Genomic DNA, 24,741 nt, shown 5'->3' with positions numbered 1-24,741 from the left:
GTTTGCGTAGCCTGCGCAGGGCTGCCATTTCAGGGGTCTCCATGGAAAGAATCACCTTCAAACCGCTGCTCCTCGCCGCCAGCCTCCTCGCTTGCATGCCGATGGCCCAAGCCACCACCACCCTGGTCTACTGCTCCGAAGCCAGCCCCGCCGGTTTCGACCCCAGCCAGTACACCAGCGGTACCGATTTCGATGCCTCGGCCGAAACCGTGTTCAACCGCCTGACGCAATTCAAGCGCGGCGGCACCGAAGTGGAGCCCGGCCTGGCGACTAGCTGGGACGTATCCAAAGACGGCCTGATCTACACCTTCCATCTGCGCGACGGCGTCAAATTCCACACCACCGACTTCTTCACGCCTACCCGCGATTTCAACGCGGATGATGTGCTGTTCACCTTCAACCGCCTGCTGGATGCCGACAGCCCGTTTCGCAAGGCCTACCCGTCCGAGTCGCCGTACTTCACCGACATGGGCCTGAACACCACGATCAAGGGCGTCGAAAAACTCGACGAGCACACCGTGCGTTTCAACCTGAACAATGTCGATGCGTCATTTGTGCAGAACCTGGCCATGAGCTTTGCCTCGGTGCAGTCCGCCGAGTACGCCGCCCAATTGCTGAAGCAGGGCAAAGCCGAAGAGATCAACCAGAAGCCGGTCGGCACCGGGCCGTTCGTGTTCAAGCGCTACCAGAAAGACTCGCAGATTCGCTACGTGGCCAATAAGCAGTATTGGAAGCCCGACGATGTGAAACTCGACAACCTGGTGTTCGCCATCACCCCGGACGCCGCGTCGCGCCTGCAAAAGCTCAAGGCCGGCGAGTGCCAGGTCAGCGGTTACCCGCGCCCGTCCGACATCGAAGTGATGAAGCAGGACCCCAACCTGCGCGTGCTGCAACAGGCGGGTTTCAACCTGGGCTTTCTGGCCTACAACGTGACCCATCCGCCGCTGGACCAACTCAAGGTGCGCCAGGCCCTGGACATGGCCATCGACAAGCCTGCGATCATCAAGGCCGTGTACCAGAGTGCCGGGCAATTGGCGCAGAACGCGTTGCCGCCAGCGCAGTGGTCTTATGACCCGAATATCAAGGATGCACCCTACGATCCCGCCAAGGCCAAGGCGCTACTAAAAGAAGCAGGCGTCGCACCAGGTACCACGATCAACCTGTGGGCCATGACGGTCCAGCGTGCGTCCAATCCGAATGCGCGAATGTCGGCACAAATGATTCAGCAGGATTGGGCAAAAGTCGGCATCAAGGCCAACATCGTCAGCTATGAATGGGGCGAATACATCAAGCGCGCCAAAAATGGCGAGCACGACGCGATGATTTACGGCTGGACCGGTGATAACGGCGACCCGGATAACTGGCTCGGCGTGCTCTACAGTTGTGCTGCGGTCAAGGGCAGCAACTACGCCAAATGGTGTAACCCTGACTACGACAAACTGGTGCAGCAGGCCAAGGTCAGCAGTGACCGCGAGCAACGTATCAAGTGGTATCAACAGGCGCAGAAAATCCTTAAGGAACAAGTACCTATAACGCCTATTGCGAACTCGACGGTTTTCCAGCCCCTGCGCAAAGAAGTCCACGACTTCAAGATCAGCCCGTTCGGGCTCACGCCCTTCTACGGCGTCAGTCTAGATAAGTAACAGCACCGCCCCAACCGAGTGCGCTAGACGCCTCGGTTGGTCATTTTTGGTGCGCCTGATGCACCGAAAAAACCCTCAAAATGTACTCAATTGTGTAGAAACTTTCATAATTGCGACATTCCTGTACGTTCGTACCACTGTTTAAGCCTCCTAACGGTTCTGCATCTTGCAATGGGTATGGCCCCTGCATAAGTATCCGCAGGCCGACTCACGAGGTCGCCCTCACCACCAAAAATGACAACAAATCATGAGGCCAACATGCTTAAACACGCAGTCATTCCGTTAATTGTTAGCGCTGGCCTTATGGCCGCAGCCCCTTTCGCCCAAGCGGCGACTAACCTGGTGTTCTGCTCCGAAGGGAGCCCGGCCGGTTTTGATCCAGGCCAGTACACCACCGGAACAGACTTCGATGCTTCGGCAGAGACCATGTTCAACCGTCTTACCCAGTTCGAGCGCGGCGGCACCGCTGTGATTCCTGGGCTGGCCACCAAGTGGGACGTGTCCCCGGACGGCCTCACGTACACCTTCACCCTGCGCGACGGCGTCAAGTTCCACACCACCTCGTACTTCAAGCCGACCCGTACCTTCAATGCCGATGACGTGCTGTTCACGTTCAACCGCATGATCAACAAGGACGATCCGTTCCGCAAAGCCTACCCCACCGAGTTCCCGTACTTCACGGACATGGGGATGGACACCAACATCAAGAACATCGAGAAAGTCGATGACCACACCGTCAAGTTCACCCTTGGCACCGTGGACGCGGCGTTCATCCAGAACCTGGCCATGAGCTTCGCCTCTATCCAGTCGGCGGAATACGCCGCCCAGCTGTTGAAAGAAGGCAAGGCCCAGGACATCAACCAGAAGCCGATCGGCACTGGCCCGTTCGTGTTCAAGAGCTACCAGAAAGATTCGAACATCCGCTACACCGGCAACAAGGATTACTGGAAACCTGAGGACGTGAAGATCGACAACCTGATCTTCGCTATCACCACCGACCCGTCGGTGCGTATCCAGAAGCTGAAGAAAAACGAATGCCAGGTCACCCTGTTCCCACGTCCGGCCGACCTCAAGGCGCTGGGCGAAGACAAGGACCTGAAACTGCCGCACCAGGCCGGTTTCAACCTGGGCTACATCGCCTACAACGTGATGCCAGTGCTCAAGGGCCAGACCGCCGCCAACCCACTGTCCGACCTGCGCGTACGTGAAGCGTTGGACATGTCGGTAAACAAACAGCAGATCATCGACTCCGTCTACCAGGGCGCCGGCCAACTGGCCGTCAACGCCATGCCGCCGACCCAGTGGTCCTACGACACCACCATCAAGGATGTCCCGCATGACGTGACCAAAGCCAAGGCTTTGCTCAAGGAAGCAGGCGTCAAGGAAGGCACCGAGATCACCCTGTGGGCGATGCCGGTCCAGCGTCCGTATAACCCCAACGCCAAGCTGATGGCCGAGATGCTGCAGAACGACTGGAAACAGATCGGCCTGAAGGTCAACATCGTCAGCTACGAGTGGGGCGAGTACATCAAGCGTTCCAAAGGCGGCGAGAACCAGGCCATGATCATTGGCTGGAGCGGCGACAATGGTGACCCGGACAACTGGCTGAACGTGCTGTTCGGCTGCGATTCGCTGGCCGGCAACAACTTCTCCAAATGGTGTGACAAGAAATTCGACGACACCGTGAAAGAAGCCAAGGCTACTTCGGATGTCGCCAAACGCACCGAGCTGTACAAGCAGGCGCAACATATCCTCAAAGATGCTGTCCCGATGACACCTATCGCGCACTCGACGGTGTATCAACCCATGCGCAACACCGTGCAGGACTTCAAGATCAGCCCGTTTGGCTTGAACTCCTTCTACGGCGTGAGCGTCAGCGGCAAATAAGGGTCATTGGCGGCGACGTTTCATAACGTCGCCGTTATTGCATCCGCCCAAGATGTAGGAAACAGACCACAGCCGAAGCCGTTGCCGTCCTACAGCAACAAACTTCGACCTGCGCCTCCGTTACCTACAACGACAGTCAGATTTCGTGCATTTACTGCGAAGTCCGCGACCCATAACGTCGCAGGGCCGCAGAAGCCTCAATCTGACAGGGCACTTGCCGTGTGGGGTCAGCGATGCATCCCGGTCCTGAAAGACCGGGTGATTGCTCGCTGACGACAACAACAAACAAGGATCGGGATCGTCATGCGCCATACCACTGTTCTATCCGCACTATTTGCCACCAGCCTGCTGGCGGTGGCCACGATGGGCCACGCCGCCGACAAGAAGAGCCTGGTGTTCTGCTCCGAAGGCAGCCCGGCTGGTTTTGACACCGCGCAATACACCACCGCCACCGACAACGATGCAGCCGAACCGCTGTACAACCGCCTGGTCGAGTTTGAAAAAGGTGAGACCAACGTAGTACCGGCTCTGGCAACCAAGTGGGATATTTCGCCAGACGGCCTGACCTACACCTTTCACCTGCGTGAAGGGGTGAAGTTCCACAGCAACAAGGAATTCAAGCCGACGCGCGACTTCAATGCCGACGACGTGCTGTTCACCTTCAACCGCATGCTTGACCCCGAACACCCGTTCCGTAAGGCCTACCCCACCGAGTTTCCGTACTTCAACGGGATGAGCCTGAACAAGAACATCGCCAAGGTCGAGAAAACCGGCCCGCACACCGTGGTGATGACCTTGAACACGGTGGACGCCGCGTTCGTGCAAAACATCGCCATGAGCTTCGCCGCGATCCTGTCGGCCGAGTACGCCGACCAATTGCTCAAGAGCGGCAAGCCCAGCGACATCAACCAGAAGCCGATCGGCACTGGCCCGTTCGTGTTCCAGCGCTACCAGAAAGACTCGCAGATCCGCTACGCGCCGAACAAACAGTACTGGGACCCGAGCAAGGTCCAGCTGGACCAACTGATCTTCGCCATCAACACCGACGCTTCGGTGCGTGTGCAAAAGCTCAAGGCCGGCGAATGCCAAGTAACCCTGCACCCGCGCCCAGCCGACGTTGACGCCCTCAAGGCCGACCCGAACCTGCAACTGCTGACCAAGCCGGGCTTCAACCTCGGCTATATCGCCTACAACGTGCGCCACAAGCCCTTCGACCAGCTCGAAGTGCGCCAGGCGCTGGACATGGCGGTGAACAAGCAAAGCATCCTGAACGCGGTGTACCAGGGCGCCGGGCAACTGGCAGTCAACGCCATGCCACCGACGCAATGGTCCTACGACGACACCATCAAGGATGCCGCCTACAACCCGGAAAAAGCCAAGGAACTGCTCAAGGCTGCCGGCGTGAAAGAAGGCACCGAAATCACCCTGTGGGCGATGCCCGTACAACGCCCCTACAACCCCAACGCCAAGCTGATGGCAGAAATGCTGCAGAACGATTGGGCCAAGATCGGCCTGAAAGTGAAGATCGTCAGCTACGAGTGGGGCGAATACATCAAGCGCACCAAGAACGGTGAGCACGATGTGAGCTTGATCGGCTGGACCGGCGACAACGGTGACCCGGACAACTGGCTGGGCACCCTCTATAGCTGCGACGCCATCGGCGGGAACAACTACTCCATGTGGTGTGACCCGACGTACGACAAGCTGATCAAGCAAGCCAAGGTCGTCACCGACCGCGAACAACGGACTGTTCTGTACAAACAGGCGCAGCAACTGCTCAAGCAGCAGGTGCCGATCACGCCAGTCGCCCACTCGACGGTCAACCAGCCGTTAAGCGCCAAAGTCGAAGGTTTCAAAGTGAGCCCCTTCGGCCGCAACGTGTTCTCGGGCGTCAGTATCACCCCATAAAAAGATAACCGGATGGCGCAGAGCGAAATTGGCTCTGCGGAAAACGTGCAGCCTTATTTCGGCAATTCCCTTAAGGCAAACGTTTGCAAAGGCTTGAACGAGTTACAACCCAAATAGCCGGATCACCTAATAAGACCGGCAAAAAAAAAGAGAACCAAAGGAGCTTCACCCATGAAACTGAGCAGCAAAGCGCTTCTGGCCCTGGCCATCAGCACCATCACGGCAACCGCCTACGCTGAAACCCAAAGCCAGGACTTCGTTCCCACTACCCTGGCCGGCACCAGCGCCCAAAGCGAGGCCAAAGGCTTTATCGACGGCCAAAGCCTGGGCGGCACCACGCGTAACTGGTACTCCAACGAAATGTTCCGTCGCGACACGCGCATCGGCTACTTCAAGAACGAAGGCGACATCAACAAGACCCGCGTTTCCCGCCGTTACAACTGGGACCAGGGCACCATCCTCAACTACACCTCGGGCTTTACCCAAGGCACCGTTGGCGTGAGCACCGAAGTTGCGGCCTACAACGTGATCTCACTGATCCGTAACCGGGACGACATCGCCGGCGGCTCCAACCGCACCCTGGCCCACTCCTACGGTGACGCCGTAGACCAGTGGAGCAAACTGGGCCTGGCCAACGTCAAGTTCCGCGTGTCCAACACCACCCTGACCGCCGGTCGCCAGAACTTCAGCAGCGGCATCGTCGATACCATCGGCAACCGTGCCCTGCCGTCGAGCTTTGAAGGTGTGAGCTTCAACAGCGAAGAATTCACCAACCTGTCGTTCCAGGGCGGCGTGTTTGACCGCGTTTCGCCACGTACCGAGCAGAGCCTGTCGAAGTTCCGCAGCGAGTACAACAGCAAAGGCGCCGATGGCGTCGAGACCGACAAGGTCTACACCCTGGGTGCCAACTACCAGCCGTTCAAGAGCCTGAAAACAAGCTTCTTCGGCGCGAACGTCAAGGACTTCTGGAACCAGTACTACTTCGGCGCCACCCACGAGCTGGGCGACAGCTCGGTGCTGGGCCTGACCACCGGCTTCAACTACTACAAAACCGTCGATGAAGGCAAAAAGCTGATGGGGGATATCGACAACGATACCTTCTCCCTGTCCCTGGGCCTGACTCACCAGGCTCACAGCCTGACCTTCTCCTACCAGCAAGTGAACGGTAACGAGTACTTCGACTACCTGCACGAAACCAACGGTATCTACCTGGCCAACTCCCTGACGTCGGACTTCAACGGCCCGAACGAGAAGTCCTTCCAGGTTGCCTACGGTATCAACATGGCCGAATACGGCGTGCCGGGCCTGAAGTTCAACATCTACTCGGCTCGCGGCTGGGGCATCGACGGTACGCACTACACCGGCAACCGTGGCGTAGAAGGCAAAGGCTATGACGGTGTCCAGTCGCAGGACGGCGAACACCACTACGAGTACGGTATCGGCACGTCCTACGCGGTACAGAGTGGTCCATTGAAGGCCACCACCATCCGCGCGACCTATGTCGCTCACCGCGCGACCAAGGAACAGTCTGACGGCAACCTGAACGAATTCCGTCTGGTTACCACCATCCCGTTCAACATTCTTTAATCCGCGCCAGGTAGACGGCGGGCTCAGGACGAGCCCGCCGTCTACGCTTGTCTGGTCTCATAGATTGTTCGAGGTCTGCGAATGAAAATGCTCCCGCTACAAGCTGCTATCGCCGCTGCGCTGTTGAGCGTGGCCGTCGGCATTTCGGCCAAACCGCTGGTGGTCTGCACCGAAGCCAGCCCGGAAGGCTTCGATCCGGTCCTGTACACCACGGCCGTCACCGCCGACGCCGCAGCAGAAACCCTGTTCAACCGCCTGGTGGACTTCAAGCCCGGCACCACCGAAGTGGTTCCGGCACTGGCCAAGGACCTGCCTGAAATCAGCGCAGACGGCCTGACCTACACTTTCCACCTGCGTGATGACATCAAGTTCCACACCACCGACTACTTCAAACCCACGCGCAACCTGAATGCCGACGACGTGCTTTGGAGCTTCCAGCGCCAGCTGGACCCGAACCACCCGTGGCATAAAAAATCCGTCGTGGGCTACCCGTACTTCGAAAGCATGGGCTTCAAGGAACTGCTCAAGAGCGTAGAGAAAACCGACGATCACACCGTCGTCTTTACCCTGACCCGTCCTGAAGCGCCCTTCCTGGCCGATCTGGCCATGGCGTTTTCCTCGATCCACTCCGCCGAATACGCCGACCAGTTGCTCAAGTCCGGCAAGACCGATGACCTGAACGCCAAGCCGATCGGCACCGGGCCGTTTATCTTCACGCGCTACGCCAAGGACGCCCAGGTGCGTTACAAGGCCAACCCGGAGTACTTCCGTGGCAAGCCGCCGGCCGATCCGCTGATCCTGGCGATTACCACCGACAACAACGTGCGCCTGCAAAAGCTCAAGGCCAACGAGTGCCAGATCGCGCTGTATCCGAAACCGGATGACGTGCCGAGCATGCAAGCCGACCCGAACCTGAAGGTCGACGGGTTGGCGGCGATGACCACCAGCTACATCGCCATGAACACCACCCACAAGTACATGAGCGACGCGCGGGTACGCCACGCGATCAACATCGCGTTCGACAAGGCCGGGTATACCGACGCACTGTTCGGCAAAGGCAACGCAGTGGTGGGCACCGGCCCGTATCCACCGACCTTGCTGGGCTTCAATGACAAATTGAAAAACCCGCCACGGGACCTGGACAAAGCCCGCGCCCTGCTCAAGGAAGCCGGCGTACCGGAAGGCACCGAATTTACCTTGTTTACCCGTAACGGCGGCGGGCCGACCAACCCCAACCCCATGTTGGGCGCCCAGCGCATGCAGGCCGACCTGGCGCAGATCGGCCTGAAGATCAATATCAAAGTCATGGAATGGGGCGAAATGCTCAAGCGCGCCAAAGGTGGCGAGCACGACATGGTGTCGGCCGGCTGGGTGGGCGATAACGGCGACCCGGATAACTTCCTAACGCCGAACCTGAGTTGCGATGCAGCGAAAAACGGCGAAAACTACGCGCGCTGGTGTAACAAGGAGTTTCAGGACTTGATCGACAAGGCCCGTGCCGCCAAGGAACCCGCCACACGCGCGGCGCTCTATGAACAAGCACAGGACGTTTTCGAACAAGACCAGCCATGGCTTCCCATGGCTTACCCGAAACTGTTCACCGCCATGCGCAAAAACGTAGAGGGCTACACACTCAGCCCTCTCGGCACCAATAACTTCGCCACTACCCAGGCGAAGTAAATAAGAAAAACGCTCGGCACCGCCCACCAGGGTGGTGCCGGACCTGCCTAACCGGCTGATTGAGGTACACCACACGATGTTTAGTTTTATTGCCCGCCGACTGGGGTTATTGATCCCCACGTTCTTCGGCATCACGTTGCTCACGTTTGCGTTGATTCGCATGATCCCTGGCGACCCCGTCGAAGTGATGATGGGTGAAAGGCGCGTCGACCCCGAGATGCACGCACAGGCAATGGAACGCCTTGGCCTCAACAAGCCGTTGTATGCGCAATACCTGGACTACGTCGGCAAGCTCGCCCAGGGCGACCTTGGCGAATCCCTGCGTACCCGCACCAGCGTGTGGACCGAGTTCACCGCCCTCTTCCCCGCGACCCTGGAACTGTCCATGGCCGCCCTGTTGTTCGCCGGTATCCTGGGCCTCCTGGCCGGGGTGATCGCGGCCTTGAAGCGAGGATCGCTGTTCGACCACGGGGTGATGGGCATCTCCCTCGCGGGTTATTCGATGCCGATCTTCTGGTGGGGCCTGATCCTGATCATGTTCTTCTCCGTGAGCCTGGGCTGGACCCCGGTGTCCGGGCGCATCGACCTGCTCTACGACATCGAGCCGCGCACCGGCTTCATGCTGATCGACACCCTGCTGGCTGACGAGCCAGACGCCTTCTTCGACGCCCTGCACCACCTGATCCTGCCGGCCATCGTGCTCGGCACCATCCCGCTGGCGGTGATCGCGCGGATGACCCGCTCGTCGATGCTCGAAGTGCTGCGCGAAGACTACATCCGTACCGCCAAGGCCAAGGGCCTGTCGCCGGCGCGCGTGGTATTCGTCCACGGCCTGCGCAACGCGTTGATCCCGGTACTCACCGTGGTCGGCCTGCAAGTCGGCACGCTGCTGGCCGGTGCGGTCCTGACCGAAACCATCTTCTCGTGGCCCGGCATCGGCAAGTGGCTGATCGAAGCCATTGGCGCACGGGACTACCCGGTGGTGCAAAACGGCATCCTGTTGATCGCCTGCCTGGTGATCCTGGTGAACTTCGTGGTGGATATCCTCTACGGCTTCGCCAACCCACGCATCCGTCACCAGCGCTGAGATCATGACCATGACCACACCTACTCCCGTGTCAGCAGTCGATCAAAGCCTGCTGTATCCGTCCCCGTACAAAGAATTCTGGCAAGCCTTCTCCAAGAACAAAGGCGCGGTGGCCGGCCTGGCCTTCATGCTGCTGATCGTGTTCTGCGCGCTGTTCGCCCCTTGGGTGGCGCCGCATAACCCGAGCGAGCAATACCGCGACTTCCTGCTGACCCCGCCAGCCTGGCTGGAAGGTGGGCAGATCCAGTTCCTGCTGGGCACCGACGAACTGGGCCGTGACTTGCTCTCGCGCCTGATCCAGGGCTCGCGCCTGTCGCTGCTGATCGGTTTGTCATCGGTGGTGATGTCGCTGATCCCGGGCATCCTGTTGGGCCTGTTCGCTGGGTTCTTCCCGCGCCTGCTTGGCCCGACCATCATGCGCCTGATGGACATCATGCTGGCCCTGCCGTCGCTGCTGCTGGCCGTAGCCATCGTCGCGATCCTCGGCCCTGGCCTGATCAACACCGTGATCGCCATCGCCATCGTCTCGCTGCCGTCCTATGTGCGCCTGACCCGCGCCGCCGTGATGGGCGAACTGAACCGTGACTACGTGACCGCTGCCCGCCTCGCCGGCGCCGGCCTGCCACGCCTGATGTTCATCACCGTGCTGCCCAACTGCATGGCACCGCTGATCGTGCAGGCCACCTTGAGCTTCTCGTCGGCGATCCTCGACGCGGCCGCCCTGGGCTTCCTTGGCCTGGGCGTACAACCGCCGACGCCTGAGTGGGGCACCATGCTGGCTTCGGCCCGTGACTACATCGAACGCGCCTGGTGGGTGGTGAGCTTGCCTGGTTTGACCATTTTGCTCAGCGTGCTGGCAATCAACTTGATGGGTGACGGCCTGCGCGATGCGCTGGACCCGAAACTCAAGAACGCCGCCTGAGGAGATTCCCATGTCACTGTTAGAAATCAAGAATCTCAACGTCCGCTTCGGCGACAAGACCGCCGTGCCGGTGGTCGATGGCCTCGACATCTCCGTCGACAAAGGCGAAGTACTGGCGATCGTTGGCGAGTCGGGCTCGGGTAAATCCGTGACCATGATGGCGCTGATGGGCCTGATCGAGCACCCCGGCATCGTCACCGCCGACGCCCTGAACTTCGACGGCAAGGACATGCTCAAGCTGAGCAACCGCCAGCGCCGCCAGATCGTCGGCAAAGACCTGGCGATGGTGTTCCAGGACCCGATGACCGCGCTGAACCCCAGCTACACCGTGGGTTTCCAGATTGAAGAAGTGCTGCGCCTGCACCTGAAAATGTCCGGCAAGCAAGCACGCAAGCGCGCCATCGAACTGTTGGAAAAGGTCGAAATCCCCGGCGCTGCCAGCCGTATGGATGCCTACCCGCACCAACTGTCCGGCGGTATGAGCCAGCGTGTCGCCATCGCCATGGCGATTGCCGGCGAGCCGAAACTGCTGATCGCCGATGAGCCGACCACGGCACTGGACGTAACCATCCAGGCGCAGATCATGGAACTGCTGCTGGCCCTGCAAAAAGAGCAGAACATGGGCCTGGTGCTGATCACCCACGACCTCGCGGTCGTGGCTGAAACCGCCCAGCGCGTGTGCGTGATGTACGCCGGCCAAGCCGTGGAAGTCGGCCAGGTGCCGCAGTTGTTCGACATCCCCGCGCATCCGTACAGCGAAGCGCTGCTCAAGGCGATTCCCGAGCACAGCCTGGGCGCCACGCGCCTGGCGACCTTGCCAGGCATCGTTCCGGGCCGTTACGACCGCCCGCAGGGTTGCCTGCTGTCGCCGCGCTGCCCGTACGTGCAGGAATCCTGCCGTGCCCAACGCCCGGGCCTTGATCCGAAAACCAACAGCCTCGCGCGCTGCTTCTACCCCTTGAACCAGGAGGTGGCGTAATGGCCGTCGTTCTTACCGCCCGCGACCTGACCCGTCACTACGAAGTGTCCCGTGGCCTGTTCAAGGGCCATGCGCTGGTACGCGCGCTTAATGGTGTGTCCTTCGAGCTGGAAGCTGGCAAGACCCTCGCGGTTGTAGGCGAGTCGGGCTGCGGCAAGTCCACCCTGGCCCGCGCACTGACGCTGATTGAAGAGCCGTCTTCGGGTTCGCTGAAAATCGCCGGCCAGGAAGTCGCCGGCGCCGACAAGGCCCAGCGCAAGCAATTGCGCAAAGACGTGCAGATGGTGTTCCAGAGCCCGTACGCGTCGTTGAACCCGCGGCAGAAAGTCGGTGATCAACTCGGCGAGCCGCTGTTGATCAACACCAACCTGTCCGCCGCCGAACGCCGCGAGAAAGTGCAGGCGATGATGAAGCAAGTGGGCCTGCGCCCCGAGCATTATCAGCGCTACCCGCACATGTTCTCCGGTGGCCAGCGCCAGCGTATCGCCCTGGCCCGCGCCATGATGCTGCAACCGAAAGTGCTGGTGGCGGATGAACCGACCTCGGCGCTGGACGTGTCGATCCAGGCCCAGGTGCTCAACCTGTTCATGGATTTGCAGCAGGAATTCAACACGGCCTACGTGTTCATTTCCCACAACCTCGCGGTGGTGCAACACGTTGCCGATGACGTGATGGTGATGTACCTCGGCCGCCCGGTGGAAGTCGGTCCCAAGGAAGACATCTACGCGCGCCCGCTGCACCCGTACACCCAGGCGCTGCTGTCGGCCACCCCGACCATCCACCCGGACCCGAACAAGCCGAAGATCAAGATCGTCGGCGAACTGCCCAACCCGCTGAACCCGCCGCCTGGCTGCGCCTTCCACAAGCGCTGCCCGTATGCGACCGCGCGGTGCAGCAGCGAAGAGCCGCAACTGCGCGCCTTGGATAACCGTCAGGTGGCTTGCCACTACGCGGAGCAATTCGTGGCGTAATCGCGCAAAAAAATGCCCTGGGTGATCAAGCCCAGGGCATTACAGGAGTTCTACCGCCCCACCCGTCGGATTGCGCATCAGTCCGGCAGGTGGGGCTTTTTTTCGTCTCGACTCAGGTATCGCTGTCGCCTTCGCTGTCGTCATCCTCTGGCGGCGGCGCTTGTTGGTCGTCGTCATCCTCGGAGCCGCCTTGGCCTTTGTCACCGGCTTCGGATTCGCTCTTGGCCAGCTGCAAGTGCTTCGCCGCCACAAACCCAGGCGCCTGGCTTTGCACGGCGCTATTGGCCCATGCGGTGGTGGTACCCAGCGTTAACAGCACCAACACTTTCAGCAACAGCACAACACGTTGAAAGATAGTCATGGTTGGTTTCCGTCCAGTCAGTGAACTACGTGCCCCGGCGTTCGACCGAGACTCCCAATCAAGCTAGTTCCGATCCGGGGTTTGCGCCACTCGCCCGTCAGGTGTCGCCGTCGTCATAGGTTTCGCTGTCTTCCCCTTCGTTGTAGGGGTTTTCCGCATCTTCCTTGGGCGCGGGCTGGGCCTGGGGTTGCCAGCTGCCGGAGTTGACCTCCTGCTGCTTGCGCTTGGTGACGGGGCCGGTGTCTTTCCATTGGGGCGTGCCGGCGTCGGCCAGGGCGGGTGCGGTGGGTAGCGCCAGGCCAGCGAGTAGAACCAGGTGGATAACGCGTTGAATACTAAACACAGCGGTCTCCTTTACGGTCAGTGGGTAAAAACTAGACCCGATATACGGTTCTCGCCAATCCCAAGTCTTGTGAAGATCAAACTGTGGGAGCTGGCTTGCCTGCGATAGCGGTGGATCAGCTTGCACATTGGCGACTGATACACCGCCATCGCAGGCAAGCCAGCTCCCACAGTTTTGATTTGTGTTGGGCATAAAAAAAGGGTGAAGCCATCACAGCCTCACCCTTCTTTTACCGCTCAGCCCTTAGTGGTGCTCGCGGGTCGCACGGAATTTCACATCCGGCCAGCGCTCTTCCATCAGCGCCAGGTTCACCCGCGTCGGCGCCAGGTAGGTCAAGTGACCACCGCCGTCGACCGCGAGGTTTTCCACAGCCTTGTTGCAGAACTCTTCCAACTTCTTCTTATCGCTGCAATCGATCCAGCGCGCGGAGTACACGGTGATGGGCTCGTAGGAGCATTCGACCTTGTATTCCTCTTTCAAGCGGCTGGCCACCACATCGAACTGCAGCACACCGACGGCGCCGAGGATGATGTCGTTGCTGCGCTCCGGGAAGAACACCTGGGTGGCGCCCTCTTCCGCGAGTTGCTGCAGGCCCTGGCGCAGTTGCTTGGATTTCAGCGGGTCGCGCAGGCGTACGCGGCGGAACAGTTCCGGGGCGAAGTGCGGGATACCGGTGAAGCCTAGCGCTTCGCCTTCGGTGAAGGTGTCACCGATCTGGATGGTGCCGTGGTTGTGCAGGCCGATGATGTCGCCGGCGTAGGCTTCTTCCAGCTGTTCACGCTCGGAGGAGAAGAACGTCAGGGCGTCGCCGATGCGCACGTCCTTGCCGGTGCGCACGTGGCGCATCTTCATGCCTTTTTCGTATTTGCCGGAGCAGATGCGCATGAAGGCGATGCGGTCGCGGTGTTTCGGGTCCATGTTCGCCTGGATCTTGAACACGAAACCGGTGAATTTCTCTTCCACAGGCTCCACGGTGCGCTCGTTGGCGACACGGGCCAGCGGCTTCGGCGCCCAATCCACAACGGCGTCGAGTACGTGGTCGACACCGAAGTTGCCCAACGCCGTACCGAAGAACACCGGGGTCAGCTGGCCGTCGAGGAATTCCTGCTGGTTGAACGCATGGCAGGCACCCTGCACCAGTTCCAGCTGGTCGACAAAGCGGTCGTACTCGTCACCCAGGTGGGCGCGGGCTTCGTCCGAGTCGAGCTTCTCGATGATCTTGGTTTCGGTGCGCTCGTGACCGTGGCCGGCGGTGTAGACAATGATGTAGTCGTCGGCCAGGTGGTACACGCCCTTGAAGTCACGGTAGCAACCAATCGGCCAGGTGATCGGCGCGGCCTTGATCTTCAGGACGGCTTCGATCTCATCCAACAGCTCGATCGGGTCGCGGATGTCGCGGTCGAGTTTGTTGATGAAGCTGACGATGGGCGTGTCACGCAGACGGCACACGTCCATCAGCGCGATGGTGCGTGGCTCGACGCCTTTACCGCCGTCGAGGACCATCAGCGCCGAGTCCACCGCAGTCAGGGTGCGGTAGGTGTCTTCGGAGAAGTCTTCGTGGCCCGGGGTGTCGAGCAGGTTGACCATGTGGTCGCGATACGGGAACTGCATGACCGACGTGGTAATGGAGATACCCCGTTGTTTTTCCATTTCCATCCAGTCGGAGGTGGCATGGCGGTCGGATTTGCGGGATTTCACCGTGCCGGCCACAGCGATTGCCTTGCCCATCAGCAAGAGTTTCTCGGTGATGGTGGTTTTACCGGCATCGGGGTGGGAAATAATGGCGAAAGTGCGGCGTTTCGCGACTTCGGCGGCCTGGTGGGTCATGGGAAATCGCCTGGCAGGTGAGTCAAAAAAGGGCGGTGAGTATAGCGCAAACCCCGGGCGCCGGACCACCGTTCACCCGATGGGGGGTGGCTAAATGCTGCCAAGTGTGGAACCTTTTAAAAGGTCGAGACGTCCACTCCCCTGCTACCGCACTCGGAACAGGGGCTGATAAATCAGCAAGTTAGCCTGACGAGGCTGCGCTCATGGCTTGATCTCATGCCGTCTTATCGACATGACCAAGCTGCTTTTCGCGAACTCATTCGCCGACAGCCAGGAATGGCATTGCCGCTCGGAAATGTGTTCGCCGACAAAAGAAAAAAGGAGTCCGCCTGTGGCTATTCGCTATGGCAAAGGGCTGATAGGAGGAGCGGTTGTCGTCGCTCTCCTGGCCCTGCTGGTCCACTGGATCGGCATCAACACGATCGAACTGTACCGCGACGATTTGTTGTTTTACCTGCAAGCACACCTGATCCTCGTTCTAGTCTCCATGCTGGCCGCCCTTGTCGTGGGCATCCCCGCCGGTATCCTGCTCAGCCGACCGCACATGGTCGGGCGCGCAGAACGCTTCATGCAGATCTTCAACATCGGCAACACCGTCCCTCCCCTGGCCGTACTGGCCATCGCCCTCGGCGTCCTCGGCATCGGCAGCGGCCCGGCGATCTTCGCACTGTTCCTCGCCTCCCTCCTGCCCATCGTGCGCAACACCTACGAAGGCCTGAAAAACGTCCAGGGCTCCCTGAAAGAAGCCGCCACCGGCATCGGCATGACGCCGCGCCAGATCCTGCTGCGCGTGGAATTGCCCAACGCCGTGCCGATCATCATCGGTGGCGTGCGCGTGGCCCTGGCGATCAACGTCGGCACCGCGCCCCTGGCGTTCCTGATTGGCGCCAACAGCCTGGGCAGCCTGATCTTTCCCGGCATCGCCCTGAACAACCAGCCGCAATTGCTGCTCGGCGCCGCGTGTACCGCGTTGCTGGCTTTGCTGCTTGACGGTCTGGTGACCCTGGCCAGCCGCCTCTGGCTGGAACGCGGGTTACGCGCGTCTTAAGGCTTGGTAAAGGAATCGACATGAAAAAACTTAGCTTGATATTAGGCTGCGTCCTGCTGTTCGCAGGTATTGCGCAAGCCGCTGAAAAACCGGTCATCCGCATCGGCGCCCGGGTGTTCACCGAACAGACCCTGCTTGCCGAAATCACCTCCCAGTACCTGCGCACCAAGGGCTATGACACCCGCGTGACCGGCGGCCTGGGCAGCAACCTGGCGCGCAGTGCCCAGGAAAGCGGGCAACTGGACCTGATCTGGGAATACACCGGCGTGTCGCTGGTGGCCTACAACCACGTGGACGAGAAGCTCGACAGCGAACAGTCCTACGCCCGAGTAAAAGAACTCGACGCGAAAAAAGGCCTGGTCTGGCTCGCCCCGTCGCGGTTCAGCAACACCTACGCCCTGGCGCTGCCGGAGAAGGTGGCCGCTGAGCATCCCGAGATCAACAGCATCAGCGACCTGACCAAAGCGGTAGCTCTGGGCACCAACCCCAATCGCCTGGTGGCCCTGGACACCGAGTTCGCCAACCGCTCCGACGGCCTGGCCGGCATGGTCAAGCTGTACGACATGAACCTCACACGCAAAAACACCCGGCAGATGGACGCCGGACTGGTCTACACGGCCCTGCGTAACGGCCAGGTGTTTGCCGGTTTGGTCTACACCACCGACGGTCGCCTCAACGCCTTCAAATTGAAGCTGCTGGCAGACGACAAGCACTACTTCCCGGACTACACCGCCGCGCCCGTGGTGCGTCAGGTTTATCTCGACGCCCACCCGCAACTGGCCGACGAGCTCAAGCCACTGGCCGCGCTGTTCGACGACGAAACCATGCGCCAGCTGAATGCGCGGGTCGATGTCGATCACGAGAGCCCTTCCGCCGTTGCCGCAGATTTCCTGCGCCAGCATCCGATCAATCAATAAGAGGAGAAGACATGGAATTCCTGAACGCCTTTTCCCATCTTGATTGGGCCCAAGTCCTGCACCTGACCTGGCAGCACATCACCCTGGTGGGTATCGCCGTGATCCTCGCGATCTTCATCGGCGTGCCCCTGGGCATCCTGATGACGCGCTTCCCGAGCCTGGCCGGCCCACTGCAAGCCAGCGCCACGGTACTGCTGACCGTGCCATCCATCGCCCTGTTCGGCCTGCTGCTGCCGTTCTACTCCAAATTCGGCCAGGGCCTGGGGCCGATGCCGGCGATCACCGCCGTGTTCCTCTACTCCCTGTTGCCGATCATGCGAAACACCTACCTGGCCCTGACCGGCGTGGAACCGGGCATTCGCGAGGCTGCACGCGGCATCGGCATGACCTTCGGCCAGCGCCTGCGCATGGTCGAGCTGCCCATCGCCGTACCGGTGATCCTCGCCGGTGTGCGCACCGCCGTGGTGATGAACATCGGTGTAATGACCATTGCCGCCACCATCGGCGCCGGTGGCCTGGGTGTACTGATTCTGGCTGCCATCAGCCGCAGCGACATGTCGATGCTGATCGTCGGCGCCGTACTGGTCAGTCTCCTGGCCATCTTCGCCGACCTGCTCCTGCAATGGCTGCAACGCTCGCTGACTCCAAAAGGATTGCTCAAATGATCGAACTTCAAAACCTGTCCAAGACCTTCCAAAGCAACGGCAAGACTGTCACCGCCGTGAACGATGTAAGCCTGACCGTCAATGAAGGCGAAATTTGTGTATTCCTCGGCCCTTCTGGCTGTGGGAAAAGCACCACGCTGAAAATGATCAACCGCCTGATCAAGCCGACCTCGGGCAAGATTTTGATCAACGGCGAAGACACCACCGACCTCGACGCCGTGACCCTGCGCCGCAACATCGGGTATGTGATCCAGCAGATCGGCCTGTTCCCCAACATGACCATCGAGGAAAACATCGTGGTCGTGCCCAAGCTGCTGGGCTGGGACAAGCAGAAATGCCACGACCGCGCCCGCGAGTTGATGAGCATGATCAAGCTGGAGCCCAAGCAGTACCTGCATCGCTATCCGCGTGAATTGTCCGGCGGCCAGCAGCAGCGGATCGGCGTGATCCGCGCACTGGCGGCCGATGCGCCGCTGCTGTTGATGGATGAGCCGTTCGGCGCGGTCGACCCGATCAACCGCGAGATGATCCAGAACGAATTCTTCGAGATGCAGCGCGCGCTGAACAAGACCGTGATCATGGTCAGCCACGACATCGACGAAGCGATCAAGCTGGGGGACAAGATCGCCATCTTCCGTGCAGGAAAACTGTTGCAGATCGACCACCCGGACACGCTGCTGGCCCATCCAGCCGACGAGTTCGTCAGCAATTTCGTCGGCCAGGACAGCACGCTCAAGCGCCTGTTGCTGGTGAAGGCCGAAGATGCGGCGGACAACGCGCCGTCGGTCAGCCCGGAAACCCCGGTGGCCGATGCGCTGGAACTGATGGACGAACTTGACCGCCGCTATGTGGTGGTGACCTGTGCCGAGAACAAGGCGCTGGGTTATGTACGACGTCGCGACCTGCACCGTCAGAGCGGCACCTGTGGCCAGTACCTGCGCGAGTTCAACGCCACGGCGGCGTATGACGAGCATTTGCGCATCCTGTTGTCGCGCATGTACGAGTTCAACCGCTCGTGGTTGCCGGTGATGGATGCGGAGCGGGTGTTCCTGGGGGAAGTGACCCAGGAGTCGATTGCCGAGTACCTGAGTTCCGGTAAGTCCCGGGGTGGCAAGACCAGTATCGTTTCGCCTGCCGAAACCGCGTTGGCCTGATAGACCGCTATCGCAGGCAAGCCAGCTCCCACATGGGACCGCGTTGTCATGAATGACACCGATCCCTGTGGGAGCTGGCTTGCCTGCGATGAATACACCACAAATCCCCCTGATTTGCCCCCTCCGGGGAACATCATTCCGTCACACCGGTCGGTTACATAAGTAGCTGCACGGGTCCTCGCGACGAACGCGTGCAAAAACGCGACATTTTTAGTTGATCTCAAGCCCCTCACGCCCTAAAGTTCGCGCCGAACGTCCATGCTGGAAACGATCCATCCGGCTCAAGTACTGACGACGAGACAGCAAGGCCAAGGGCAGCGTTTATTCCCGTGGCCTTTTTGCTTTCGGCGACATGCCTTGGGAAGTAGGCGAACCAAAGTGGGGATACGGAGGACGTTCATTTGCACCCATTGTTTAAATCAGTTTGCCCTTAGGAGTTCCCAGCATGTCGATCAACGTCGAAGACTATTTCGCGCGCGCCACTTTTGACAAAATGAAGGCGTTCGCCGACAAGCAAGAAACCCCGTTCGTGGTGATCGACACCGCGATGATCAGCCAGGCCTACGACGACCTGCGCGCCGGTTTCGAATTCGCCAAGGTGTACTACGCCGTCAAGGCCAACCCGGCCGTCGAGATCATCGACCTGCTCAAAGAGAAAGGTTCGAGCTTCGACATCGCCTCGATCTACGAGCTGGACAAGGTCATGGACCGCGGCGTCAGCGCCGACCGTATCAGCTACGGCAACACCATCAAGAAATCCAAGGACATCCGCTACTTCTACGAGAAGGGCGTGCGCCTGTTCTCCACCGACTCCGAAGCCGACCTGCGCAACATCGCCAAGGCCGCACCGGGTTCGAAAGTGTATGTACGCATCCTCACCGAAGGCTCGACCACGGCTGACTGGCCTTTGTCGCGCAAATTCGGCTGCCAGACCGACATGGCCATGGACCTGCTGATCCTCGCCCGCGACCTGGGCCTGGTGCCGTACGGCATCTCCTTCCACGTCGGCTCGCAACAGCGCGACATCAGCGTGTGGGACGCGGCGATCGCCAAGGTCAAAGTGATCTTCGAGCGCCTGAAAGAAGAAGACGGCATCCACCTCAAGCTGATCAACATGGGCGGCGGCTTCCCGGCCAACTACATCACCCGCACCAACAGCCTGGAAACCTACGCTGAAGAAATCATCCGCTTCCTCAAGGAAGACTTCGGCGACGACCTGCCGGAAATCATCCTGGAGCCGGGCCGTTCGTTGATCGCCAACGCCGGTATCCTGGTCAGCGAAGTGGTATTGGTCGCGCGTAAATCCCGCACCGCCGTCGAGCGTTGGGTGTACACGGATGTGGGCAAATTCTCCGGCCTGATCGAAACCATGGACGAAGCCATCAAGTTCCCGATCTGGACCGAGAAGAAAGGCGAGATGGAAGAAGTGGTCATCGCCGGTCCTACCTGCGACAGCGCCGATATCATGTACGAAAACTACAAGTACGGCCTGCCGCTGAACCTGGCGATTGGTGATCGTTTGTACTGGTTGTCGACGGGTGCGTACACCACCAGCTACAGCGCGGTTGAGTTCAATGGCTTTCCGCCACTGAAATCCTTCTACGTCTGACCCTGTAGAAACCGGCTCTCTGTGGCGAGGGAGCTTGCTCCCGCTGGGCTGCGCAGCGGCCCCGACGATGTTGGGAGTGCTTCGCACTCCAGCGGGAGCAAGCTCCCTCGCCACATTACAGAGTTAGCTGTGTCGCACGCGCCTCGTAAGCCTCGGCCATCGCCCGAATCTGCGGATCATTCGCCGCTGCCAACGCCTTTTGCGCCGTTCTCAAGAACTTCAAATTCCCCCCCGCCAACGCCTCGCGCAACCACTCCAGCGCCACATCGACTTGACCTCGATCTGCCAGCACCGCCGCGTAGCTGAACTGCCCGCGAAAATCCCCGCCTTCAGCAGAGCGACGATACCAATCCACGGCCGCGTCCAGGTCCTGCCCACAGAACCGCCCGTCTTCCAGATAACGCCCCAGCAGATTCATCGACTTGGCATGGCCCTGTTCCGCTGCCTGGCGATAGAGGCTCAACGCTTGTTGCTGGTCTTCGGCAACACCCCGCCCGGTAGCCAGCAGATTGGCATAGTTGTACTGCGCCCAATCCAAACCCGCTTCAGCCGCCAAACGGTATGCCTTCGCCGCCGCAACCTCATCAGCCGCACACCCCCAACCATGCTCCAGACACCGCCCGGCCATATTGCGCGCCATCAGGTGCCCGCCCTGGGCCGCGATCTGGAACCAGCGCAACCCCAGCGCTTCATCCCGCGCAATGCCACGGCCTTCCAACAGGATTTGCCCGAGCAGCGCCTGCGCATCCACCACGCCCTCCTTCGCCGCCATCAGGATCGCCTGGGCGGCGCGCACCGGGGAGTCGTCGAGCATGGCTTGCAGTTGCTCGACGTTGAGCACTTCTTCACGGCGCAGCAAGAAGCCCATGTCAGACCTCGACCCAGCGGCGCAACAGGTTGTGGTAGGTGCCGGTGAGCTGGATCAGCGCCGGATGGTCGGGCATATCGGCGGTCAGTTGCTGGATCGCGCCGTCCATTTCGAACAGCAGGGTGCGCTGGCTGTCTTCGCGCACCAGGCTTTGGGTCCAGAAGAACGAGGCGTAGCGCGCGCCACGGGTCACGGCGTTGACTTTGTGCAGGCTGGAGCCGGGGTACAGCACCATGTCGCCGGCCGGCAACTTGACCCGTTGCAGGCCGAAGGTGTCCTGGATCTCCAGCTCGCCGCCGTCGTATTCCTCCGGATCGCTGAAGAACAAGGTGGACGACAAGTCCGTGCGCACCCGCTCAATGCTGCCCCGCGCCTGGCGCACGGCGTTGTCGATATGGAAGTCGAAACTGCCGCCGCTGGTGTAGCAGTTGAACAGCGGCGGGAACACCTTGTGCGGTAACGCCGCTGACATAAACAGCGGATTTTTCCACAGCCGCTCCAACATCGCCGCACCGATTTCCTTGGCCAACGGGTGGCCTTCGGGCAGCTGCAGGTTGTGCTTGGCTTTGGCGGACTGGTGCCCGGCGGTGATTTTGCCGTCGGCCCAATCGGTGCTTTCCAGGGCTTGGCGGATGCGCTGCACTTCCTCACGAGAGAACAGGCCGGGAATGTGCAGCAACATGGGCAATACCTGAATGCAGAGAGGCGCCAATGGTATTGATTCTTATCAAGCCTGTAAAACGCCGTGGACGGATGACATCGTAAAAACCGTAAGCAAAAAGTGTAAAGAATGTAAATTCAACGCAATTAGCAATGTATCGCAATTGATAGAAAGTCGTGTTCGCCCTATATTCCGCCGCCTCACATCCTTGGGGAAAGGACACGTCATGTCGCGCACTTCAATAAAAACACCTGCCAGTTCACCACGTCTGTTGGCTTCGGCCATCGGCGTCGCCCTGACCGCCAGCTCTGCTGCCCACTTGGCGCAAGCGGCCGACGACACTGAACAAAAAGGCGAGCGCAACAGCATCTCCCTGGGCGCTACCAGCATCACCGGCCAGGAACAGGACCAGACTTCCTACCAGGTGGAAAAAGCGTCCTCGCAAAAGTACACCGCACCGCTGGTGGACACGCCGCGCTCGGTCACCGTGGTGCCGCAACAAGTCCTCAAGGACACCGCCGCCACCTCGCTGCAAGATGCCTTGCGCACCGTACCGGGGATCACCTTCGGCGCCGGCGAAGGCGGCAACCCACAGGGCGACCGTCCGTTCATCCGTGGTTTTGACGCCCAGGGCGACACCTACCTCGACGGCGTGCGCGACACCGGCGGCCAGAGCCGCGAGATCTTCGACATCGAATCCATCGAAGTCAGCAAAGGCCCGAACTCGTCCTTCGGCGGTCGCGGCTCGGCCGGTGGCAGCCTCAACCTGGTGAGCAAGACCCCACAAGCGCGGGACTTCACCAACGGCGGCTTCACCTACGGTTCCGACCAGACCCGCCGCTACGTGCTCGACGTGAACCGCCAGTTCCTCGACGACAGCGCCGCGTTCCGCCTGAACCTGATGAGCCACGAACAAAACGTCGCCGGCCGCGACGCCGTCAATTACGACCGTTGGGGCGTGGCCCCGTCGCTGACCTTTGGCCTGGGCACCCCGACCCGCGTCAACCTCAGCTACTACCACATGGAAAGCAACGACCTGCCGGATTCGGGCATTCCGTACGGCTACGGCTCGGCCACGACCACCACCCACGTCCACGACAAACCCACCGACGGCGGCGACAGCAGCAACTTCTACGGCCTCAAGGATCGCGACTTCCGCAAGACCCGTGCGGACATCAGCACGATCTCCGTCGAGCACGACCTGAACGACAGCATGACGCTGAAAAACACCCTGCGTCATGGCAGCACCGGCCAGGACTACGTCCTCACCCAGCCGGACGACAGCAAAGGCAACGTCAACAAATACGGCACCGTGTGGCGTCGTGCCAATGCCCGCGTCTCCACCACGACCACGACCACCAACCAGACCGATCTGTTTGGCAGTTTCCAGGCCCTGGGCTTCAAGCACAGCTACTCCACCGGCCTGGAATTCACCGGTGAAGAAACCCGCGTCAGCGGCTACACGATCAGCCCGAATACCAACCCCAACTGCACCGTGGCTGCCGGCAGCCAGGGCGGCCAGTGCACCTCCCTGGGCAACCCGAACCCGGACGACGCCTGGACCGGCAGCGTCGCACGCAACTACATGGGCACCAACACCAAGGCCACCAGCCGCGCCGCCTATGTGTTCGACACCATCGAGCTGGACCCGAAATGGCTGCTGAACGTCGGCGTGCGCTACGACACCTTCGACACCGAAGCCAACACCAATGCCACCACCGGGCGCACCAAGGTCAAGGACGACAGCCAGTTCTTCAACTGGCAGGCCGGTCTGGTCTGGAAGCCGCTGGAAAACGGCAGCATCTACACCTCCTACGCCACCTCGGCGTCGCCCGCCGGCGGCCTGGTGGGTGAAGGCGTGGACAACAACGCCATCCCGACCGGCATCAACACCAGCGACCTGAAACCGGAAGAAACCGTCAACTACGAGCTGGGCACCAAGTGGGACCTGTTCCACAACCGCCTGTCGCTGTCGGCTGCGGTGTTCCGTACCGAGAAGAAAAACACCCGCATCCTGGTGGATTCCAACACCTACGAAACCGCCGGCGAGTCCCGCGTCGACGGCCTGGAATTGTCCGCCAGCGGCAAGATCACCGAGCAATGGCAAGTGTTCGCCGGCTACAGCTACCTGAAAAGCGAGCTGGTTGATCCAGGCAGAAACGGCACCCGCCTGGGCATCGTCACGACCGGTTCGAACAAAGGCAACCAGATGCCGAACACCCCGGAAAACTCGTTCAGCCTGTGGACCACTTACAACGTGACGCCAAAGCTGACCATCGGTGGCGGCGCGTTCTATGTCGACCAGGTTTACGGCGATGCGGCCAACACCGTGTATGTACCGTCCTACACCCGCTACGACGCCATGGCCAGCTACAAGCTGACCAAGAACGTCGACCTGCAATTGAACGTGCAGAACCTGACCGACAAGACCTACTACGACAAAGCCTACGCCTCGCACTTCGCCAACCAGGCGGCGGGTCGCACGGCGTTGCTGTCCACCAGCTTCCACTTCTAAAAGCGGCAGCAAAGCGCAAAAGCCCCACGCATCGGATGCGTGGGGCTTTTGCGTGTAAAACAGAATACTTCTCGATAACCCACGGCATAATGCGCGCCGTGCATTTACA

20 protein-coding genes are annotated in these 24,741 nt (G+C 60.4%); 15 read left to right on the top strand and 5 right to left on the bottom strand.

The genetic code is table 11. The features are described 5' to 3' along the window. Positions 1-41 precede the first annotated feature (41 nt). The 9 genes from PSH87_RS04340 to PSH87_RS04300 all read left to right on the top strand — a co-directional run bounded on the left by PSH87_RS04340 (position 42) and on the right by PSH87_RS04300 (position 12,664). A complete protein-coding gene (locus PSH87_RS04340; protein WP_305432710.1) occupies positions 42-1,643 on the top strand; it encodes an ABC transporter substrate-binding protein in 1,602 nt (533 codons plus the stop codon). A 258-nt stretch (positions 1,644-1,901) separates the two neighbouring features. After that, the gene (locus tag PSH87_RS04335) at positions 1,902-3,530 is read left to right on the top strand and encodes an ABC transporter substrate-binding protein (RefSeq protein WP_026137149.1); all 1,629 of its coding nucleotides are present in this window, start codon (positions 1,902-1,904) and stop codon (positions 3,528-3,530) included. Between the two features lie 303 nt (positions 3,531-3,833). Further along, positions 3,834-5,438, top strand: a complete 1,605-nt coding sequence (locus tag PSH87_RS04330) for an ABC transporter substrate-binding protein (RefSeq protein WP_305432707.1) — start codon at positions 3,834-3,836, stop codon at positions 5,436-5,438. 171 nt (positions 5,439-5,609) lie between these two features. Next, positions 5,610-7,025 (top strand): OprD family outer membrane porin, encoded by a 1,416-nt coding sequence (locus PSH87_RS04325; protein WP_305432706.1) that lies wholly within the window; start codon positions 5,610-5,612, stop codon positions 7,023-7,025. A gap of 81 nt (positions 7,026-7,106) precedes the next feature. Continuing rightward, entirely contained in the window at positions 7,107-8,705 is a 1,599-nt protein-coding gene (locus PSH87_RS04320; protein WP_305432705.1) for an ABC transporter substrate-binding protein, read from the top strand. 76 nt (positions 8,706-8,781) lie between these two features. Continuing rightward, the gene (locus PSH87_RS04315) at positions 8,782-9,792 is read left to right on the top strand and encodes an ABC transporter permease subunit (RefSeq protein WP_017739471.1); all 1,011 of its coding nucleotides are present in this window, start codon (positions 8,782-8,784) and stop codon (positions 9,790-9,792) included. A gap of 10 nt (positions 9,793-9,802) precedes the next feature. Further along, positions 9,803-10,714, top strand: a complete 912-nt coding sequence (locus PSH87_RS04310) for an ABC transporter permease subunit (protein WP_026137147.1) — start codon at positions 9,803-9,805, stop codon at positions 10,712-10,714. A 10-nt stretch (positions 10,715-10,724) separates the two neighbouring features. After that, the gene (locus tag PSH87_RS04305) at positions 10,725-11,693 is read left to right on the top strand and encodes an ABC transporter ATP-binding protein (RefSeq protein ID WP_017739469.1); all 969 of its coding nucleotides are present in this window, start codon (positions 10,725-10,727) and stop codon (positions 11,691-11,693) included. Then, entirely contained in the window at positions 11,693-12,664 is a 972-nt protein-coding gene (locus PSH87_RS04300) for a peptide ABC transporter ATP-binding protein (RefSeq protein ID WP_017138288.1), read from the top strand. Before PSH87_RS04305 ends, PSH87_RS04300 begins: the two co-directional genes overlap by 1 nt. 112 nt (positions 12,665-12,776) lie before the next feature. On the opposite strand, the gene PSH87_RS04295 is transcribed toward PSH87_RS04300, so the two are convergent. The 3 genes from PSH87_RS04295 to PSH87_RS04285 all read right to left on the bottom strand — a co-directional run bounded on the left by PSH87_RS04295 (position 12,777) and on the right by PSH87_RS04285 (position 15,195). Further along, positions 12,777-13,025 carry a hypothetical protein gene (locus PSH87_RS04295; protein ID WP_305432704.1) on the bottom strand — a complete coding sequence of 83 codons (249 nt, stop codon included), beginning with the start codon at positions 13,023-13,025 and terminating at the stop codon, positions 12,777-12,779. Positions 13,026-13,122: 97 nt separating this feature from the next. Further along, positions 13,123-13,368: a hypothetical protein gene (locus PSH87_RS04290; RefSeq protein ID WP_017739467.1), complete on the bottom strand. Its 246-nt coding sequence runs from the start codon at positions 13,366-13,368 to the stop codon at positions 13,123-13,125. Positions 13,369-13,611: 243 nt separating this feature from the next. Next, positions 13,612-15,195, bottom strand: a complete 1,584-nt coding sequence (locus PSH87_RS04285) for a peptide chain release factor 3 (RefSeq protein WP_017737735.1) — start codon at positions 15,193-15,195, stop codon at positions 13,612-13,614. A gap of 331 nt (positions 15,196-15,526) precedes the next feature. Between PSH87_RS04285 and PSH87_RS04280 the strand changes: the two genes are divergently transcribed. From PSH87_RS04280 to PSH87_RS04260, 5 genes are all read left to right on the top strand, one after another. Beyond that, entirely contained in the window at positions 15,527-16,243 is a 717-nt protein-coding gene (locus PSH87_RS04280; protein ID WP_017737736.1) for an ABC transporter permease, read from the top strand. Between the two features lie 20 nt (positions 16,244-16,263). Further along, entirely contained in the window at positions 16,264-17,160 is an 897-nt protein-coding gene (locus PSH87_RS04275; RefSeq protein WP_305432701.1) for a glycine betaine ABC transporter substrate-binding protein, read from the top strand. A gap of 11 nt (positions 17,161-17,171) precedes the next feature. After that, positions 17,172-17,825 carry an ABC transporter permease gene (locus tag PSH87_RS04270; protein ID WP_017737738.1) on the top strand — a complete coding sequence of 218 codons (654 nt, stop codon included), beginning with the start codon at positions 17,172-17,174 and terminating at the stop codon, positions 17,823-17,825. Then, the gene (locus PSH87_RS04265) at positions 17,822-18,979 is read left to right on the top strand and encodes a betaine/proline/choline family ABC transporter ATP-binding protein (protein ID WP_017737739.1); all 1,158 of its coding nucleotides are present in this window, start codon (positions 17,822-17,824) and stop codon (positions 18,977-18,979) included. The genes PSH87_RS04270 and PSH87_RS04265 overlap by 4 nt, the downstream gene beginning before the upstream one ends. Before the next feature lie 445 nt (positions 18,980-19,424). Next, positions 19,425-20,588 (top strand): type III PLP-dependent enzyme, encoded by a 1,164-nt coding sequence (locus PSH87_RS04260; protein ID WP_010213203.1) that lies wholly within the window; start codon positions 19,425-19,427, stop codon positions 20,586-20,588. 115 nt (positions 20,589-20,703) lie between these two features. On the opposite strand, the gene PSH87_RS04255 is transcribed toward PSH87_RS04260, so the two are convergent. Beyond that, a complete protein-coding gene (locus PSH87_RS04255; protein WP_305432700.1) occupies positions 20,704-21,456 on the bottom strand; it encodes a tetratricopeptide repeat protein in 753 nt (250 codons plus the stop codon). A 1-nt stretch (position 21,457) separates the two neighbouring features. After that, positions 21,458-22,138 carry a Fe2+-dependent dioxygenase gene (locus tag PSH87_RS04250; RefSeq protein ID WP_305432698.1) on the bottom strand — a complete coding sequence of 227 codons (681 nt, stop codon included), beginning with the start codon at positions 22,136-22,138 and terminating at the stop codon, positions 21,458-21,460. 205 nt (positions 22,139-22,343) lie between these two features. On the opposite strand from PSH87_RS04250, the gene PSH87_RS04245 reads away from it, so the two are divergent. After that, complete coding sequence (locus PSH87_RS04245; protein WP_305432697.1) at positions 22,344-24,632, top strand: TonB-dependent siderophore receptor; 2,289 nt, start codon at positions 22,344-22,346, stop codon at positions 24,630-24,632. The last annotated feature ends 109 nt before the right edge of the window (positions 24,633-24,741 follow it).

Origin of the sequence: Pseudomonas sp. FP453 (assembly GCF_030687495.1) — a bacterium.
Lineage (GTDB): Bacteria > Pseudomonadota > Gammaproteobacteria > Pseudomonadales > Pseudomonadaceae > Aquipseudomonas.
The sequence above is the reverse complement of the archived record's forward strand: the minus strand, read 5'-3'. Positions and strand labels throughout refer to the sequence as shown.

What these genes read in the sequence shown, in the direction of transcription:
- PSH87_RS04340 (WP_305432710.1), top strand. Translation starts at nt 42, where the DNA reads ATGGAAAGAATCACCTTCAAACCGCTGCTCCTCGCCGCCAGCCTCCTC.
- PSH87_RS04335 (WP_026137149.1), top strand. Translation starts at nt 1,902, where the DNA reads ATGCTTAAACACGCAGTCATTCCGTTAATTGTTAGCGCTGGCCTTATG.
- PSH87_RS04330 (WP_305432707.1), top strand. Translation starts at nt 3,834, where the DNA reads ATGCGCCATACCACTGTTCTATCCGCACTATTTGCCACCAGCCTGCTG.
- PSH87_RS04325 (WP_305432706.1), top strand. Translation starts at nt 5,610, where the DNA reads ATGAAACTGAGCAGCAAAGCGCTTCTGGCCCTGGCCATCAGCACCATC.
- PSH87_RS04320 (WP_305432705.1), top strand. Translation starts at nt 7,107, where the DNA reads ATGAAAATGCTCCCGCTACAAGCTGCTATCGCCGCTGCGCTGTTGAGC.
- PSH87_RS04315 (WP_017739471.1), top strand. Translation starts at nt 8,782, where the DNA reads ATGTTTAGTTTTATTGCCCGCCGACTGGGGTTATTGATCCCCACGTTC.
- PSH87_RS04310 (WP_026137147.1), top strand. Translation starts at nt 9,803, where the DNA reads ATGACCACACCTACTCCCGTGTCAGCAGTCGATCAAAGCCTGCTGTAT.
- PSH87_RS04305 (WP_017739469.1), top strand. Translation starts at nt 10,725, where the DNA reads ATGTCACTGTTAGAAATCAAGAATCTCAACGTCCGCTTCGGCGACAAG.
- PSH87_RS04300 (WP_017138288.1), top strand. Translation starts at nt 11,693, where the DNA reads ATGGCCGTCGTTCTTACCGCCCGCGACCTGACCCGTCACTACGAAGTG.
- PSH87_RS04295 (WP_305432704.1), bottom strand. Translation starts at nt 13,025, where the DNA reads ATGACTATCTTTCAACGTGTTGTGCTGTTGCTGAAAGTGTTGGTGCTG.
- PSH87_RS04285 (WP_017737735.1), bottom strand. Translation starts at nt 15,195, where the DNA reads ATGACCCACCAGGCCGCCGAAGTCGCGAAACGCCGCACTTTCGCCATT.
- PSH87_RS04275 (WP_305432701.1), top strand. Translation starts at nt 16,264, where the DNA reads ATGAAAAAACTTAGCTTGATATTAGGCTGCGTCCTGCTGTTCGCAGGT.
- PSH87_RS04270 (WP_017737738.1), top strand. Translation starts at nt 17,172, where the DNA reads ATGGAATTCCTGAACGCCTTTTCCCATCTTGATTGGGCCCAAGTCCTG.
- PSH87_RS04265 (WP_017737739.1), top strand. Translation starts at nt 17,822, where the DNA reads ATGATCGAACTTCAAAACCTGTCCAAGACCTTCCAAAGCAACGGCAAG.
- PSH87_RS04260 (WP_010213203.1), top strand. Translation starts at nt 19,425, where the DNA reads ATGTCGATCAACGTCGAAGACTATTTCGCGCGCGCCACTTTTGACAAA.
- PSH87_RS04255 (WP_305432700.1), bottom strand. Translation starts at nt 21,456, where the DNA reads ATGGGCTTCTTGCTGCGCCGTGAAGAAGTGCTCAACGTCGAGCAACTG.
- PSH87_RS04250 (WP_305432698.1), bottom strand. Translation starts at nt 22,138, where the DNA reads ATGTTGCTGCACATTCCCGGCCTGTTCTCTCGTGAGGAAGTGCAGCGC.
- PSH87_RS04245 (WP_305432697.1), top strand. Translation starts at nt 22,344, where the DNA reads ATGTCGCGCACTTCAATAAAAACACCTGCCAGTTCACCACGTCTGTTG.